We start from the raw sequence: 14,781 nt of genomic DNA on the forward strand, positions 1-14,781 counted from the left end.
CTGTTCGGGCTTACATCCACTGTCATGACCGCCCCGCTCTACAACACGGATATCCTGCGTCTTGCGGTGTCGATTCCTTATCAGGAGCGGCTCGCCGCGCCGATGGGATCGGCCGAAAAGCGCTCGCCGATCTGCGGCAGCCGGGTGACCGTCGATGTCGACATGGGCGAGGACGGCCGGGTCACGGCGATCGGGATGCTCGTACGGGCCTGCGCGCTGGGCCAGGCGTCGTCCGCGCTGATGGCGGCGCATGCGATCGGTCGCAGCCCTGAGGAACTCGCCGCCGCACGCGATCAACTGGCGGCGTGGCTGCGTGGCGAGGGCGCGGTGCCCGACTGGCCCGGGCTCGACGTTCTTGCACCTGCGCTCGCGCACAGTGCGCGGCATCCTTCGATCCGGCTCGCCTTTGAAGCCGTGGCCGATGCGGCGGCCGAAGCACGCGCCCAAGCGGCGGTCGGCTGATGGAGGAGCACGCCACCTCGCTCCTTCGAGACGGGGTGTTGCTGCTCGGTTTCGCGCTTGGTTTCGTGCTCCTGTTCCGCAAGCTCGGGCTGGGCGCGACGCTGGGTTTTCTGATCGCGGGTGCGGTCGTCGGGCCGCAAGTGCTGGGGCTGGTGGGCGGCGCCGAATCGAAGATGGGGATCGCCGAACTCGGCATCACCTTGCTGCTGTTCATCGTCGGGCTCGAACTCAGCCCGTCGCGGCTGTGGCGGATGCGGCGCGACATTTTCGGCCTCGGCACGCTGCAGGTGGTGCTGTGCGGGCTCGCGCTGACAGGGGTGGTGTTCTTCTTCACCGGCTTCTCGCTTGCCGCGTCGATCGCGCTCGGGCTGCCGCTGGCGCTGTCGTCGACCGCGCAGGTGCTGCCGATGCTGCAATCGGCTGGAAGGCTGCGCACCCCGTTCGGCGAGCGCGCCTTCTCGATCCTGCTGTTCCAGGATCTGTCGATCGTGCCGCTGATCACGATCATCGCCGCGCTGTCGCGTAACCCCGCCGATCAACTGGGGCCGCCGGGCTGGCAACTCGCGCTCTATACCGTGTTCGCGGTCACCGGCCTGGTGCTCGCGGGGCGTTTCCTGCTGCGGCCGCTGTTCAGATTGATCGGCAATCTCGGCGAGCGCGAGATGTTCATCTTCGCCGCGCTGTTCACGGTGATCGCGAGCGCGGCGGTGATGGAGGCGCTGGGGCTGTCGACCGCGCTCGGTGCATTCGTCGCGGGCGTGATGCTCGCCGACAGCCCGTATCGGCACGAGCTTGAGGCCGATGTCGAGCCGTTCCGATCGATCCTGCTCGGGCTGTTCTTCCTGTCGATCGGGATGATGCTCAACCTCACCGCGATCGCTGAGCGGCCGGTGTTCGTCATGATGATGGCAGCGGCGCTGATCGCGACCAAGGCGGCGATCATCTTCGGGCTCGGGATGCTCATCCGGCTGGGATGGCGGCAGGCGCTCGCGTTCGGGCTGCTGCTGAGCCAGGGCGGCGAATTCGGCTTCGTGCTGTTCGCGCAGGCGCAGGGCGCGTATCTGATCGCCCCGGAGGCGGCGAGCCTGTTCGGGGCGGTGGTGACGCTGTCGATGGCGACGACACCGTTCCTGATGATGGCGACCGCGCGGTTGCGCGCCGAGCCGAAACGCAGCGGCGACGGGTTCGACACCCCCAATCAGGACGGCGCCAATGCGATCGTGATCGGGTACGGCCGCTTCGGCCAGACCGTCGCGCAGATGCTGATCGGGCAGAATATCGCGGTGACGCTGATCGATCAGGATGTCGAGATGATCGAAGTGGCAGGGTCGTTCGGCGCCAAGGTCTATTATGGCGATGGGACGCGGATCGATCTGTTGCGGCAGGCTGGCGCGGCGGATGCGGAACTGCTTGCCTTCTGCCTCGACGGCGATGGCCTCGATGCCGGTCAGGTGCACGCGATCCACAAGGCGTTTCCCGAGGCGCGGATCCTGATCCGGGCTTATGATCGCCGCGCGTTCCTCAAGCTCAAGGGGGCGCCGGTGGCTGCCGTGGTGCGCGAGGTGTTCGAATCGGCGATCAGCATGGGGCGGCTCGCGCTTCAGGAGCTTGGGCTCGACGAGGAAGCGATCGCCAATGGCGAAACCGATTATCGTGCGCGCGACGGCGACCGGTTGACGCGTCAGGTCGAGACCGGCGACATGCATGCCGCCGCCGACCGGATGGCGACGCACCGAACGATAGCCGATGGAGATTGTGGATGAACGCGATTGTGGTGCTGGCGGCGCTGTCGGGGGCGCTTGCCGTGGGGGCGGGCGCGTTCGGCGCGCATGGCGCGAGCGGCGAGGCGGCGGCGTGGCTCAAGACCGGTGGGGAGTATCAGGTGATCCATGCGGTGGCGGCACTGGTCGCGCTCCATTTCGGTGCGCGCGGACCGGCGTGGCTGTTTCTTGCCGGGGGATTGATCTTCGCAGGGACGCTCTATTCGATGGCGTTCGGATTGCCGCGCTGGCTGGGGGCGGTGACGCCGATCGGCGGTGTGCTGCTGATCGCGGGCTGGTTGTGGCTCGCTTATGTCGGGATCAGGGGCTGAGCGGTTTCTGACACCATAGCGGGATCATGCCCGCGAACAGCGCGGGGTGATCGGCTTCGAGCGTGTCCCATCGTTGCGGATCGAGGGGGGAGGCGTGGTCGCCGAATCGCTCGTGGAACAGGCGCCGCGCCTCGGGGGATGCGTCGATTCCTGCCAGATTCAGGCCCGCTGCATCGAGCATCCAAGCGATCTCGGGCAGGTCGAACTGGTGTTCGAGGACGTGGAACAGCAGATCGCGGCATCCGCTCAGGCTCCAGAAATCGTCGCTTTCGGTGAGGCGTGCGAGCGGTGCTTCGGGCGGCAGCGCCAGGATGTGGGCGCGCAAGGCCCGGATGCCGTCATCGCCCTGCCAGCCTTGCGCCTCGATCAGCGCGTGCGCGTCGCGGACCAGCGCGCGGGCGCGGCGGCTGTAGAGCGCGATCCGCATCACGCCGCCGGGGGCAAGCACGCCTGCGAGCGCCCGTACCCCTTCGAGCGGATCAGCGAGATGATGGAGCACCCCGGTCGCGGTGATGAAATCGAAGCGGCCGTTCTCGGGGCTCAGATCGAGCAGGTCACCCTGAGCGAAGGTGATCGCGGCAAGGCCGAGGCTGGCCGCGTTGCGCTGCGCGAAAGCGAGGCTGGCGCGGCTGAGGTCGACGCCCGTGATGACGAGCGACGGGTCCGTCCGCGCCAGATCGATCGCCTCATATCCCGTCCCGCATCCGGCGACGAGCGTCGCGAACGGGGCGGGCGGCAGCGCAGCGCGGTCGATCCCCGGCAAGCCGGCGAGGTGCGCGCGGACATCGGTGGGGCGCGGCGGCGGCGGCGCGTGCCAGCGCGGATAGGGATGCGATTCATATTGCGTGCGCACCTGCTGCGAAGCGGGGCGGGCGGTGGCGCCGAGGCTCGGCATCGCCGCAGCAAGCGCGCGTTCCTCGGCGAGATCGGTCAGCGTCCGCTTGACGAGCGTCGCGACGAGCGGGGACGTGGCAGCAAGCGGCGGCGCATCGAGATCGATCAGCGGCGCATCCATCGCCCGGCGGAGCGTTGCGCGCGTGCTTTGCGGCGCCGCTGCCTCCGCCGTTGCCAGGGCGGACAGCAGATAGCCGGTCGCGAACCCCTGGAGGGCGAGCGCGGCGGCAAGGGGATCGAGCGCCGGATCGCTTTGCGCGACGACGTGGCGGCGCAACGCGGCGATCCGGGGTTCCATCGCGGGCAGCGTGTTGCGGCAGCGCGCGAGGAACGCGCGCCACAGCGGATCGCGCGCGGCCGCCTCGGCATCGACAGTGGGATATTTGAGCAGGAGCAGTTCGGCGGCGGTTTTGGCGAGCGGCTGCGGATCGAGCGCGAGGTCGTCGAGGCAGGCGAGAAGATGTGCCTCCAGGTCCGCGTCATAGCTGCCCGGCGATAGCGGCGTGATCAGCGTGGCGAGCATCCGTGCGATCGTCGGTCGCGCGGCCGGGGCATCGCGCGCCAACCCCAGAGCCGACATCAGCAGGCGCCGCGCGGCCGCCGGATCGTCGCGCGCGAGCAGGCCCGCAAGCTCGACATAAGCGGGTAGGAAGCCGGGATGGCGCGCGATGCACGCGCGGTAGCGCCCGGCCGCATCGGCGTGGCCGGCGCGGGCGAGCGCGCGCGCTTCGGCGAACTCGGGCGGCGCGGTGCGGCCGCCCGGCGGCTCAGCCACGCGCCGAATCAAGAAAGGCGGCGACCGCGCCGAGATCGACCGAATGGTCGAGATAGGTCTGCCCGATCCCGCGCGCGAGCAGGAAGGGCAGCGTGCCCGCGTCCATCTTCTTGTCGTGGAGCATATGCGCGACCAGCGTTGCGCCGCTCGCATCGACACCGGCGGCCGCGAGGCCGTCGGGCAGGCCGACGCTGCGCAGATGCGCGGCGACGCGGGCGGCGTCTTCGGGCGCACACAGCCCTTGTTGGGCCGAGAAGGCGAAAGCGAGCGCCATGCCGGCGGCAACCGCCTCGCCGTGGAGCAGGCGGCTCGAATAGCCGGTTTCGGCCTCGAGCGCGTGGCCGAAGGTGTGGCCGAGGTTGAGCAGCGCGCGGCGGCCGCGCGTCTCATGCTCGTCCTCGCCGACGATTCGCGCCTTGGCGGTCACCGAATGCGTGATCGCGTGCTGGCGCGCTGCGGCATCGCCCGCGAGCAACCGGGCGCCGTTCGTCTCGCACCAGCCGAAGAAGGCGGCATCGTCGATCAGCCCGTATTTGACGATCTCGGCATAGCCCGCGCGGGCTTCGCGCGGGGGCAGCGTATCGAGCGTGTCGGGGTCGATCAGCACCATCGCGGGCTGGTGGAACGCGCCGATCAGATTCTTGCCCGCGGCCGCGTTGATCGCGGTCTTGCCGCCGACCGACGAATCGACCTGCGCGAGCAGCGTCGTCGGTATCTGGACGAAATGGCAGCCGCGCTTGAGGATCGCGCAGGTGAAGCCCACCAGATCGCCGATCACGCCACCGCCGAGCGCGACGACATGATCGTTGCGCTCGACCCCGAGGTCGAGCAGCCGATCGGTCAGCGCCTCGAGCTGGCCCCAGCTCTTGGTGGCTTCGCCCGGCGCGAGCACGATCGCTTCGCTCGCCACGCCGGCCGCGGTCAGCGATGCCTGGAGCGTCGCGAGGTGCGGCCGGACATGCTCGTCGGTAACGATCGCCATCGTCCGGCCGCGCGCGAGCGGGGCGAGGTAATCGGCAGCGCGCCCGATCAGCCCGCGGTCGATATGGATCGGGTAACTGCGCGCACCGAGCGCGACATTGATGGTCATTGGCCGAGCGCTTCCAGAATCGCGTTGACGGTGGTTTCGTGCGGCGCGTGATGGCTGGGCACGCGGAGATGTGCCTGCGCATAGATCGGATTGCGTGTCGCCGCGAGCGTTTCGAGCACCGCGCGCGGATCGGACCCGCGCAGCAGCGGGCGGGTGTCGCGGCGTGCCACGCGATCGACCAGCACCTCGACATCGGCGTCGAGCCAGATCGCCAGCGCCGATTCGAGGATCAGCGCGCGCGTCTCGTCATTGATGAAGGCGCCGCCGCCGGTCGCGATCACCTTGGGGGTGCCATCGACCAGCCGCGCGATCACGCGCCGCTCGCCATCGCGGAAATAGGATTCGTCGAATCGCTCGAAAATGTCGGAAATCGTCATCCCCGCGGCGGTTTCGATTTCGGTATCCGAATCGACGAAGGGCAGGTGAAGCCGCGCGGCGAGCCGACGCCCCACGGTCGATTTGCCCGCGCCCATCAAACCGACGAGCACGATGGGCTTGCCCTTCCAGGCGTGTTTGGGGGACCGGCTTTGCATCATCGCGGCCGGGGCTATACAGCGTGCCCCTCGCTCGGGCAAAAGACGGTTCGGCTCAATCGCGTTGGCCGTCGATCTTTCGCTTCGTACAAGGGTTGCCATGTCTCGTTCGCTAGTGATTCTCCTGCTCATCCTGGTCGTCGTCGTTGGCGGGCTGTTCTTTCTGGCCGGTCGCGATACCGAGCAGACCCCGGTTCAAGTCGAAAAGGCCGTGGCGCTTGAGAATCTGTCGAGCTGACGTCGCGCTTGGCGCGATCGCGCTGTTGCTGGCAGGAGCGTCGATCCCGGCGTTGAGCCAGGACAAGCCCGAATCGATCCTGCCGCCGGGCTTTGGCGACCCCACGCCCGCGCCGGCCCCGACCCCGACACCAACCCCGCGCGCGACGCCCCGGCCCGCCGCCAGCGCCTCGCCGCGGCTCGTGCTGCCCGATCTCGAGCGCCCCGGCACGACGGCCACGCCCGCGCCATCGCCATCGCCATCGCCATCGCCGAGCCCCACCGAAACCCCCGATCAGGCGTCGGTGCTCGCGCGTTACACATTGCCCGCGTTCGCGCGCCATTCGCTGGCGCGGGTTGGGGCGAGCACCGGCGGGGGGCTGCGCGTCGATGCGTTCGGCAAGGCCGATGGACGCGTCCTCCAGAAATTGATGCGGCGGCTCGATACGCCGCTGCCGTCGCGTTGGCTGCACATCGGGTTGCGGCGCACGCTCGCCTCGGGGCTCGATACGCCCGTGCACGTCAACGGTGCCGATTTTGCCGCCGAGCGTGCCTGGCTGTTGCTGCGGCTGGGGGAACCCGTGGTCGCACGGTCGCTGATCCAGGACGTCGACACCGAAAATTATACCCCCAAGCTGCTTCAGGTGGCGATGCAGGTCGCGCTGGCGACGGGCGATCCGGCGGGGCTGTGTCCGCTCGGCGAGGTGATCGATCGCTATGACGATCGGACGGCGGGCTGGGCGCTGGCGCGGGCGATGTGTGCCGCGCTCGGTGGCCAGACCGAGCAGGCCGACGCGGCGATGGCGACGATCCGGCGCAATCGCATCGCTACGGGAATCGACCTTCATCTCGCGCAGAAAGTGCTCGGCGCCGCCTCGCGGCAGGGGGCGGTGACGATCGAGTGGACCGGGGTCAACCAGCTTACCGCGTGGCGCTATGGGCTGGCGATGGCGACCGGGGAGGAGATTCCCGACGCGCTGTACGCCACGGTCGCGCCGTGGGTGACCGGCTGGCGCGCGACCGCGCCGATGCTGGCCCCGAGCGCGCGGGCGCTGCCCGCGCAGCAGGCGGCGGCGCGCGGCGTGCTGTCGAACGTCGCATTGGTCGATCTGTTCGGCGCGATCGCCGCGGGCGAGGATAGCGGATCGGCCGCGACGGCGGTCGCGAGCGACCTGCGCGGCGCTTATGTCGATCAGGATCGCGCCGATCGCCTGTCGGCGTTGCGCGCGCTCTGGAATGCGGGCGACAATCCGCTCGATCGCTATGGGCGGCTGGTGATGACCGCGCGCGCGGCGGGTTATGTGACGCCCGCCAACGACACCGCGGAGGCCGATACGATCATCGCCTCGATGCTGACCGCCGGGCTCGATCGCGCGGCAATGCGCTGGCAGCCGCACGTCGCGCGCGGCACGGCCGGCTGGGCGATGTTGGCGCTTGCCAATCCAGCGCCGGGTGGGCGGATCGATTATGGCGATGTCGATGCGGTGCGCGACCGCGACGATCCGTCGCACACCCGCGCGCGGCTGTTTCTGGCCGGGGCCGCCGGGCTCGGGCGGATGTCGGCCAATGATGCGGAGCGCGCGGCCAAGGCGCTCGATCTGCGGATCGGGGCGATCAATGCGTGGACCCGGGCGATCGACGCCGCCGCGGCGCAAAACCAGCCCGCGACGGTGATGCTGCTCGCGGCGATCGGGATGCAGGCCCGCGACTGGCGCGGGGTGCCGCCCGAAAACCTTTATCACATCGTCGCATCGCTGCGCGCCACGGGGCTCGAAGGCTATGCGCGGATGATCGCGGCCGAGGCGGTCGGCCGGGTGTGACCGGCGGCGGGGACCGCGCGCTGATCGAGCGCTTCCTTGAGATGATGGCCGCCGAAGCCGGGGCGGCCGCCAACACGCTCGCGGCGTATCGCAGCGATCTCGATCTGGCGTCGATCGCGCTTGGCGGCGCGCTCGCCACGGCGGGCGACGCCGATCTCGCGCGGCTTGGCGATAGCTGGGCGCCGCTCGCGCGCTCGACGGTGGCGCGCAAATCGGCGGCGCTCAGGCGGTTCTATGCCTTTCTGGCCGATGAAGGGATGCGCGGCGACGATCCGGGGGGCGCCTTGCCGCGACCGGGGACCGCGCGGGCGCTCCCCAAGACGCTGTCGCACGCCGATGTCGATCGGCTGTTCGCGTGGATCGCGGCGCGGCTGGCGTGCGATCGGCCGGGGGCGAACGATCTCCGGCTCGCTGCGCTGGTCGAACTGCTCTATGGCTCGGGGCTGCGCGCGACCGAACTGGTGTCGCTGCCGCGCAACGCGATCGCGCCCGATCGCCCGTTCCTGATCCTCAAGGGCAAGGGCGAGCGCGAGCGGATGGTGCCGATCTCCGATCGCGCACGCGCTGCCGTAGGGGCATGGCGCGAGCATGTGGCACCCGGCCGGCCGTGGCTGTTTCCCTCGGGCAAGGGACATTTGTCGCGCATCCGGCTGCATCAGTTGATGAAGGCGCTTGCCGCCGAGGCCGGCGTGCCGCCCGATCGCGTCAGCCCGCACGTGCTGCGCCACGCCTTCGCCACGCACCTGCTCGAAGGCGGCGCGGATCTGCGCGCGTTGCAGGCGATGCTGGGCCATGCCGACATCGCGACCACCGAAATCTACACGCATGTCGACGCCCGGCGGCTGGTCGACCTCGTCAACCAACGCCACCCGCTCGTTGACGCGAGCCGCTGGCACGCTTAACCGAGCCCTCCTGATGGCAAGCTTTCTCGACTTCGAAAAACCGATCGCCGAGCTTCAGGGCCGGATCGATGAACTGCGTGAGACCGCCAAGGACGGTACGCTGGATATCAGCGCCGACGTGGCGCGGCTCCAGACCAAATCGGACAAGCTGTTGCGCGACACCTATGCCCGGCTGACGCCGTGGCAGAAGACGCAGGTCGCGCGGCACCCCGAACGGCCGCATTTCGGGCATTATATCGAAGGGCTGTTCGACGATTTCCTGCCGCTGGCGGGCGACCGCGCATTTGGCGACGATCAGGCGATCCTCGGCGGCTTCGCGACCTTCCGCGGGCGCAAGGTGATGGTGATCGGCCATGAGAAGGGCGCCGATACCGCGAGCCGGCTCCGGCACAATTTCGGCATGGGCAAGCCCGAGGGCTATCGCAAGGCGATCCGCCTGATGCAGCTTGCCGACCGGTTCGGGCTGCCGGTGGTGACGCTGGTCGATACCTCGGGCGCGTTTCCCGGCGTGCAGGCCGAGGAGCGCGGGCAGGCCGAGGCAATTGCGCGCGCGACCGAGCAATGCCTCGCGCTGGGCGTGCCGATGGTCGCGTCGATCCTTGGCGAGGGCGGATCGGGCGGTGCGGTCGCGCTGGCGACGGGCAATCGCGTGCTGATGTTCGAACACGCGGTCTATTCGGTGATCTCGCCCGAAGGCTGCGCCTCGATCCTGTGGCGGACGAGCGACAAGGCGGCCGAAGCGGCCGAGGCGATGAAGGTGACCGCGCAGGATCTCAAAAGCCTGGGCGTGATCGATACGATCGTCCCCGAACCGCTGGGGGGCGCGCATCGCGAGCCGCAGGCGGCGATCGGTGCGCTGGGCGATGCGATCGACGGCGCGCTGGGCGACTTGGTCGGGATGGACGCGCGCGGGCTGCGTGACGATCGCCGCGCCAAATTCCTCGCGATCGGCCGACTCTAAAAGCACAACGAAAAGGGCGGCAAAGCTTTCGCTCCGCCGCCCCGGACGTGTCGAATGACGACGCGATCGGTTACGAGTTGTTCGTGACCATCGCGGTCTGCACTTCGTTGAAGGTGTTGCCGAGCTGCTTGCCCAGGCCGGTCATCGCAGCAATCGCGGCAACCGCGATCAGCGCGGCGATCAGGCCGTATTCGATGGCGGTTGCGCCCTTCTTGTCCGAGAAAAACTTGCGAATCGTCTTCATGATCCGATCTCCAATGGTTCCAAACGTTCAGTCACCCGGCCGAACCGGAAAATCCGGACCAGCACAGAAGGGTTTAGGAGGAGGTTATTGACAATTTCTAAACGCGGGCCGGGGCGATCAACTCTTGCCGTGGGTCGCCACGTTCTTGTCCACCGTGTTCCACAAATTCGTGGTGACATCGGCCAACTGGGTGAGCGCGACCATCATTGCCAGGACGATGAGCGCGCACATGAAGCCATATTCGATGGCGGCGCCGCCCTTGCGGTTCCGGTAGAGCTTGCAGGCGAAACGCAGCATCGCGGCCCCGTTCTCTAGGACGTCGAGCGCCATGCCTAGAACGGGAGGGTTAACAAATGAACAAAGCCGGGCTGGGTCCGCCGCTGCTCGTCGTCGCCGCGGCGCTGATCGATGCGGAGGGGCGCGTTCTGGTGCAGCAGCGCCCGCCGGGCAAATCTCACGCCGGGCTGTGGGAGTTTCCGGGGGGCAAGGTCGAGCCGGGGGAGCGCCCCGAAGCGGCGCTGGCGCGCGAACTTGGCGAGGAGCTGGGGATCGGGCTCGACCCCGCGGCGCTGGCGCCGGTTTCGTTCGCGACGGGCGAGGCGGTTGGACGATCGCTGGTGCTGCTGTTGTTCGCGGGCCGGGTGTGGACGGGTGAGCCTCGGCCGCTCGACGCGGTCGCGCTGCGGTGGTGCGGGATCGACGCACTGCGCGCCTTGCCGATGCCGCCCGTCGACGTGGCGCTGATCGATCCGCTGGCGCGCAGAGCGTAGAGCGCCGCCCCTGAACCCAAGCCCCCAAACCGTTCGTGCTGAGCCTGTCGAAGCACCGTTCTTCTTCTGCTCCGGCGTCGAAAGAAAGCGCGACCCTTCGACGAGCTCAGGGCGAACGGACAAAACGGGGTCTCCGGTCAGCGCGGCTTGAGCGCGGCGGCGAGCGAGGCGGTGGCGCTGCCGCGCCGCGCGGGCTTGGGTTGCGACGGCGCGGGCGCCCAGCCGGTCAGCGCGATGATCTCGAATCGTTCGGCGGTGCGGCCGTCGGCATCGGCGCGCTCGGCAAACAGCGCGGCGGCGCGCGCGAGCGTGTCACGGCTGAGCGCGGTCGGATCGGGCAGCAGGCTGGTCGCCGCCATGCCGCGCAGGTCGCGCAGCAGCCCGAACAGGTCGCGGTAGCGCACCGTCAGCGTCTCGGTGTCGGCCACCGGGAGCGCGAAACCTGCGCGGACCAGCAGGTCGCCCGCCGAGCGCACGTCGATGCGTGGATGCGTTCGCGCCGCCGGGCGGGCCGCTTCGGCCTCGAGCAACACGCCGCGCAGTGTCGAGAGGCTATCGCCGCCGAGAAACGCGCCGAGGAACAGGCCATCCGGCCGGAGCGCGCGCCGGGCCAGCGTAAGCGCGCCGGGCACGTCGTTGACGGTGTCGAACACCCCCGCCGAGATCACCAGATCGACGCTCGCATCGGCGATCGGCAGATGATCCTCATCGGCCTGGACACCGCCGGCGGCGGCGGCGAAGCGGTGGCCGGCATCGATGCGGACGATCCGCCGGGCATGAGCGGGCGTGAAGCCGCCATCGAAACAGCCGATCTCCAGCACATCGTCGAAATGCCGCTTCACCGAGGCGAGCCGCTCGGCAATGCCGTCGAGCATCTGCGCGCGCACGAAATCATAAGCGGCGAAATGCGGGGCGGCCCGATCGCGCCGCAGGCGGCGGCGGTGACGGTCGAAAATGTCGGATTGGTCATCCACGGTGGCGCTTGTGCCGCTGCAAGGCTTTGGCGACAAGGGGGTATGGGGTTCGTGAAGGCAATGAGAGCTGCAATCGGCGGGGGGATGCGCTGGGCCTTGCCCTCGCGATGCCCCGGTTGCGGCGCGGTTACCGAGGCCGATCACCGCTTTTGCGGGGCCTGCTGGGGCAAGCTCCGGTTCCTCGGTCCGCCGTGGTGCGCCTCGTGTGGCGAGCCGTTCGCGTTCGATCGCGGCGAGGAGGCGCGCTGCGGCCCGTGCCTTGAGCGCCCGCCACGGCATGACGGGGCGCGTGCCGCGGTCGCTTATGGTGCGATCGCGCGCCGGGTTGTGCTGCGGCTCAAATATGGCGGGCGTGCCGCGCTTGCCGAGACGGTCGCGCGGCCGATGACGCGGCTGTTGCCGGTCGACGCCGATCTGCTCGTGCCGGTGCCGCTCCATCGTTGGCGAATATGGTCGCGCGGCTTCAATCAGGCGGCGTTGATCGCCGCGGCGCTGTCGAAATCGAGCGGGATCGCGCACGATCCGACCGTGCTCGTACGCCGTCGCCGGACCCCGCCGCTGCGCGGGCTCGGGCCACGCGATCGCGCGCGGACGGTGGCGGGGGCGTTCGCGATCAGCCGACGCGGAGCCGCGGTGCTGCGCGGCAAGCGTGTCGTCCTGATCGACGATGTGCATACCAGCGGTGCGACTGCCGATGCCTGCACGCGCGTGCTGCGCAGGGCAGGGGCGGCGCGGATCACGGTTTTATGCTGGGCGCGCGTGCTCGCTGGCGAGCCGCACGATTGACAAGTGGCGGGCGGCGCCACACCTCGGACGCTATGGCAAAGGTCGAAATCTACACCAAGGCATTCTGCGGCTATTGCGCGCGCGCCAAGCGGCTGCTCGGCGACAAGGGCGTCGCCTATGAGGAAACCGACATCACGATGGGTGGGCCGAAGCGCGCCGAAATGATCGAGCGCGCGGGTGGCCGGATGACCGTGCCGCAGATTTTCATCGACGGTGCGCATATCGGCGGTTCGGACGATCTCGCCGAGGCCGAGCGTGCCGGGCGGCTTGACGCATTGCTCGGCCGATGAAGCTCGCGCTGCTCCAGATGACGAGCGGGATCGATCCCGCCGCCAATGCCCGGACGATCGTCGCGGCGATCGCGGAAGCGGCGGGCGCGGGCGCGGCGATGCTGTTCACCCCCGAAATGTCGGGGCTGCTCGATCGCGATCGCGCGCGCGGCGCGGCGCAGATCGCGACCGAAGCGGACGATCGCGTGCTCGCGGCGGTGCGTGAGGCGGCGGCGCGGCACGGACTGTGGGTGCATCTGGGCTCGCTCGCGCTCCGGCGCGACGACGGGCGGCTCGCCAATCGCGGCTTCGTGATCGATGACAGCGGCGTGATCCGCGCGCGGTACGACAAACTCCATCTGTTCGATGTTGACCTTCCGACCGGCGAGAGCTGGCGCGAATCGGCGGCGTTTGCGGGCGGCGAGACGGCGGTGGTGGCCGATACGCCGGCCGGGCCGCTCGGGCTGTCGATTTGCTATGATCTGCGGTTCCCCGCGCTGTTTCAGGCGCTCAGCGCGGCCGGCGCGCGCGTGCTCGCGGTGCCGGCGGCGTTCACGCGTCCGACCGGGGCGGCGCATTGGCATATCCTGCTGCGCGCGCGGGCGATCGAATCGGCGGCCTATGTCGTCGCCGCCGCGCAGACCGGCATCCATGCGGACGGTCGCGCGACCTATGGCCATTCGCTGGTGATCGATCCGTGGGGCGAGGTGCTGCTCGATATGGGCGAGGCGGCGGGGCTCGGCATGGTCGAGGTCGATCCGGGTGCGATCGAGGCGGTGCGGGCGCGCATCCCGGTGCTGGCACACCGTCGCGCGATTCCCGAGGTGGCACGGGCATGATCGTTTATGATCTCCGCTGTACGGCCGGGCACGTTTTCGAGGCATGGTTCGGCTCGTCCGCCGATTATGACGATCAGCGCGCGCGCGATCTGGTGGCGTGCCCGATCTGCGGCGATGACGGCGTGGAAAAGGCCGTGATGGCGCCCAATGTCGGCGCCAAGGGCAATCGCGATAGCGGCGCCCCGCCCGCCGCGGTCAAGGCCGCGCTGGCCGCGCTGGCAGCCGCGCAGGAAAAGGCGCTCGAGGGCTCGGAATGGGTGGGGCGGTCGTTCGCCAATCGCGCCCGTGCGATGCACGATGGCGAGGAAGAAACGACGACGATCCACGGCCAGGCGACGCTGGCCGAGGCCAAGGCGCTGGCGGAGGACGGGGTCGCCGTCGCGCCGTTGCCTTTCCCGATCGTGCCGCCGCGCGCGCGCAATTGACCCCATCTGCGCGCGCGACTACCAAACCCGCCGCGCCCCCGTAGCTCAGCAGGATAGAGCGACGGTTTCCTAAACCGCAGGCCAGAGGTTCGAGTCCTCTCGGGGGCACCAGTTTTCGGGAATAAGCGCGTCGGCGATTGGTTGCGGCGTCACTTGCCGTCTATACGCGATTGCCTCGCACGAGGAGGGTCCCGATGCCGCTTTATGAAATCGATGCCAAGGCGCCGCAGCTTCCCGCCGATAGGTCGGGATGGGTCGCGCCGTCGGCGGATCTGATCGGCGATGTGCAGGTGGGGCGCGAGGTCGGGATCTGGTTCGGGGCGGTCATTCGCGCGGACAATACCGCGATCGTGCTCGGCGATCGCACCAATGTGCAGGAAGGGGCGATGCTCCATTCGGACCCCGGCTTTCCGCTGACTTTGGGCGAGGATTGCACGATCGGCCACCATGCGATCCTGCACGGCTGCACGATCGGCGATCGCGTGCTGGTGGGGATGGGCGCGACGATTCTCAACGGCGCGACGATCGGCGACGATTGCCTGATCGGCGCGGGCGCGCTGGTGACCGAGGGCAAGAGCTTCCCCGCCGGCAGCCTGATCGTCGGCGCGCCCGCGCGCGCGGTGCGCCAGTTGAAGCCCGAGATGATCGCCGGGCTCAAGGCCTCGGCACAGCATTATGTGACGCGCCAACGGCATTTCGCGCAGAATCTGCGGCGGGTCGATACCTGAG

At 69.3% G+C, this 14,781-nt stretch carries 19 protein-coding genes and 1 tRNA gene; 14 read left to right on the top strand and 6 right to left on the bottom strand.

What is annotated here, in order from left to right; all coding sequences use genetic code 11:
* Positions 1–24: 24 nt before the first annotated feature.
* Genes NFE57_RS02465 through NFE57_RS02475 form a run of 3 tightly spaced genes read left to right on the top strand, consistent with a single transcriptional unit; the run spans position 25 to position 2,554 of the window.
* Positions 25–462: an iron-sulfur cluster assembly scaffold protein gene (locus tag NFE57_RS02465; RefSeq protein ID WP_252133986.1), complete on the top strand. Its 438-nt coding sequence runs from the start codon at positions 25–27 to the stop codon at positions 460–462.
* Positions 462–2,225, top strand: coding sequence for a cation:proton antiporter domain-containing protein (locus NFE57_RS02470; protein ID WP_252133987.1), 1,764 nt, complete (start codon positions 462–464; stop codon positions 2,223–2,225). Before NFE57_RS02465 ends, NFE57_RS02470 begins: the two co-directional genes overlap by 1 nt.
* On the top strand, positions 2,222–2,554 hold the full coding sequence (locus NFE57_RS02475) for a DUF423 domain-containing protein (RefSeq protein ID WP_252133988.1): 333 nt from the start codon (positions 2,222–2,224) through the stop codon (positions 2,552–2,554). The genes NFE57_RS02470 and NFE57_RS02475 overlap by 4 nt, the downstream gene beginning before the upstream one ends.
* Here NFE57_RS02475 and NFE57_RS16725 read toward each other — a convergent pair.
* The 3 genes from NFE57_RS16725 to NFE57_RS02490 are packed head-to-tail and all read right to left on the bottom strand — an operon-like array spanning position 2,544 to position 5,849.
* Positions 2,544–4,223, bottom strand: a complete 1,680-nt coding sequence (locus tag NFE57_RS16725) for a class I SAM-dependent methyltransferase (RefSeq protein ID WP_252133989.1) — start codon at positions 4,221–4,223, stop codon at positions 2,544–2,546. The genes NFE57_RS02475 and NFE57_RS16725 overlap by 11 nt on opposite strands.
* Complete coding sequence (gene aroB / locus NFE57_RS02485) at positions 4,216–5,313, bottom strand: 3-dehydroquinate synthase (protein ID WP_252133990.1); 1,098 nt, start codon at positions 5,311–5,313, stop codon at positions 4,216–4,218. Before aroB ends, NFE57_RS16725 begins: the two co-directional genes overlap by 8 nt.
* On the bottom strand, positions 5,310–5,849 hold the full coding sequence (locus NFE57_RS02490; RefSeq protein ID WP_252133991.1) for a shikimate kinase: 540 nt from the start codon (positions 5,847–5,849) through the stop codon (positions 5,310–5,312). The genes aroB and NFE57_RS02490 overlap by 4 nt, the downstream gene beginning before the upstream one ends.
* A gap of 97 nt (positions 5,850–5,946) precedes the next feature.
* On the opposite strand from NFE57_RS02490, the gene NFE57_RS02495 reads away from it, so the two are divergent.
* The 4 genes from NFE57_RS02495 to NFE57_RS02510 are packed head-to-tail and all read left to right on the top strand — an operon-like array spanning position 5,947 to position 9,745.
* Positions 5,947–6,084 (top strand): hypothetical protein, encoded by a 138-nt coding sequence (locus tag NFE57_RS02495; RefSeq protein ID WP_252133992.1) that lies wholly within the window; start codon positions 5,947–5,949, stop codon positions 6,082–6,084.
* Positions 6,065–7,882 (top strand): hypothetical protein, encoded by a 1,818-nt coding sequence (locus tag NFE57_RS02500; RefSeq protein ID WP_252133993.1) that lies wholly within the window; start codon positions 6,065–6,067, stop codon positions 7,880–7,882. Before NFE57_RS02495 ends, NFE57_RS02500 begins: the two co-directional genes overlap by 20 nt.
* Positions 7,879–8,784, top strand: a complete 906-nt coding sequence (locus NFE57_RS02505) for a tyrosine-type recombinase/integrase (protein WP_353653858.1) — start codon at positions 7,879–7,881, stop codon at positions 8,782–8,784. Before NFE57_RS02500 ends, NFE57_RS02505 begins: the two co-directional genes overlap by 4 nt.
* Positions 8,785–8,797: 13 nt before the next feature.
* Positions 8,798–9,745, top strand: coding sequence for an acetyl-CoA carboxylase carboxyltransferase subunit alpha (locus tag NFE57_RS02510; RefSeq protein WP_252133994.1), 948 nt, complete (start codon positions 8,798–8,800; stop codon positions 9,743–9,745).
* Positions 9,746–9,815: 70 nt separating this feature from the next.
* Here NFE57_RS02510 and NFE57_RS02515 read toward each other — a convergent pair whose 3' ends face one another.
* Both NFE57_RS02515 and NFE57_RS02520 read right to left on the bottom strand, forming a co-directional pair.
* Positions 9,816–9,989, bottom strand: coding sequence for a Flp family type IVb pilin (locus tag NFE57_RS02515; protein ID WP_252133995.1), 174 nt, complete (start codon positions 9,987–9,989; stop codon positions 9,816–9,818).
* 117 nt (positions 9,990–10,106) lie between these two features.
* Positions 10,107–10,319: a Flp family type IVb pilin gene (locus NFE57_RS02520; RefSeq protein WP_252133996.1), complete on the bottom strand. Its 213-nt coding sequence runs from the start codon at positions 10,317–10,319 to the stop codon at positions 10,107–10,109.
* Positions 10,320–10,342: 23 nt separating this feature from the next.
* On the opposite strand from NFE57_RS02520, the gene NFE57_RS02525 reads away from it, so the two are divergent.
* Positions 10,343–10,759 carry a (deoxy)nucleoside triphosphate pyrophosphohydrolase gene (locus NFE57_RS02525; protein ID WP_252133997.1) on the top strand — a complete coding sequence of 139 codons (417 nt, stop codon included), beginning with the start codon at positions 10,343–10,345 and terminating at the stop codon, positions 10,757–10,759.
* Between the two features lie 137 nt (positions 10,760–10,896).
* On the opposite strand, the gene NFE57_RS02530 is transcribed toward NFE57_RS02525, so the two are convergent.
* Complete coding sequence (locus tag NFE57_RS02530) at positions 10,897–11,769, bottom strand: class I SAM-dependent methyltransferase (protein WP_286207612.1); 873 nt, start codon at positions 11,767–11,769, stop codon at positions 10,897–10,899.
* Between the two features lie 24 nt (positions 11,770–11,793).
* On the opposite strand from NFE57_RS02530, the gene NFE57_RS02535 reads away from it, so the two are divergent.
* From NFE57_RS02535 to NFE57_RS02560, 6 genes are all read left to right on the top strand, one after another.
* A complete protein-coding gene (locus NFE57_RS02535) occupies positions 11,794–12,519 on the top strand; it encodes a ComF family protein (protein ID WP_252133999.1) in 726 nt (241 codons plus the stop codon).
* Positions 12,520–12,551: 32 nt separating this feature from the next.
* Complete coding sequence (grxC, locus tag NFE57_RS02540; RefSeq protein WP_252134000.1) at positions 12,552–12,809, top strand: glutaredoxin 3; 258 nt, start codon at positions 12,552–12,554, stop codon at positions 12,807–12,809.
* Positions 12,806–13,627 carry a carbon-nitrogen hydrolase family protein gene (locus NFE57_RS02545; protein WP_252134001.1) on the top strand — a complete coding sequence of 274 codons (822 nt, stop codon included), beginning with the start codon at positions 12,806–12,808 and terminating at the stop codon, positions 13,625–13,627. The genes grxC and NFE57_RS02545 overlap by 4 nt, the downstream gene beginning before the upstream one ends.
* On the top strand, positions 13,624–14,052 hold the full coding sequence (locus NFE57_RS02550; protein WP_252134002.1) for a DUF1178 family protein: 429 nt from the start codon (positions 13,624–13,626) through the stop codon (positions 14,050–14,052). Before NFE57_RS02545 ends, NFE57_RS02550 begins: the two co-directional genes overlap by 4 nt.
* Positions 14,053–14,086: 34 nt before the next feature.
* Positions 14,087–14,163 (top strand) — tRNA-Arg (locus NFE57_RS02555).
* Positions 14,164–14,246: 83 nt separating this feature from the next.
* Positions 14,247–14,780: a gamma carbonic anhydrase family protein gene (locus NFE57_RS02560; protein ID WP_252134003.1), complete on the top strand. Its 534-nt coding sequence runs from the start codon at positions 14,247–14,249 to the stop codon at positions 14,778–14,780.
* Position 14,781 lies beyond the last annotated feature (1 nt).

This window comes from Hephaestia sp. MAHUQ-44, assembly GCF_023806085.1.
Taxonomy (GTDB): Bacteria; Pseudomonadota; Alphaproteobacteria; order Sphingomonadales; family Sphingomonadaceae; genus Sphingomonas.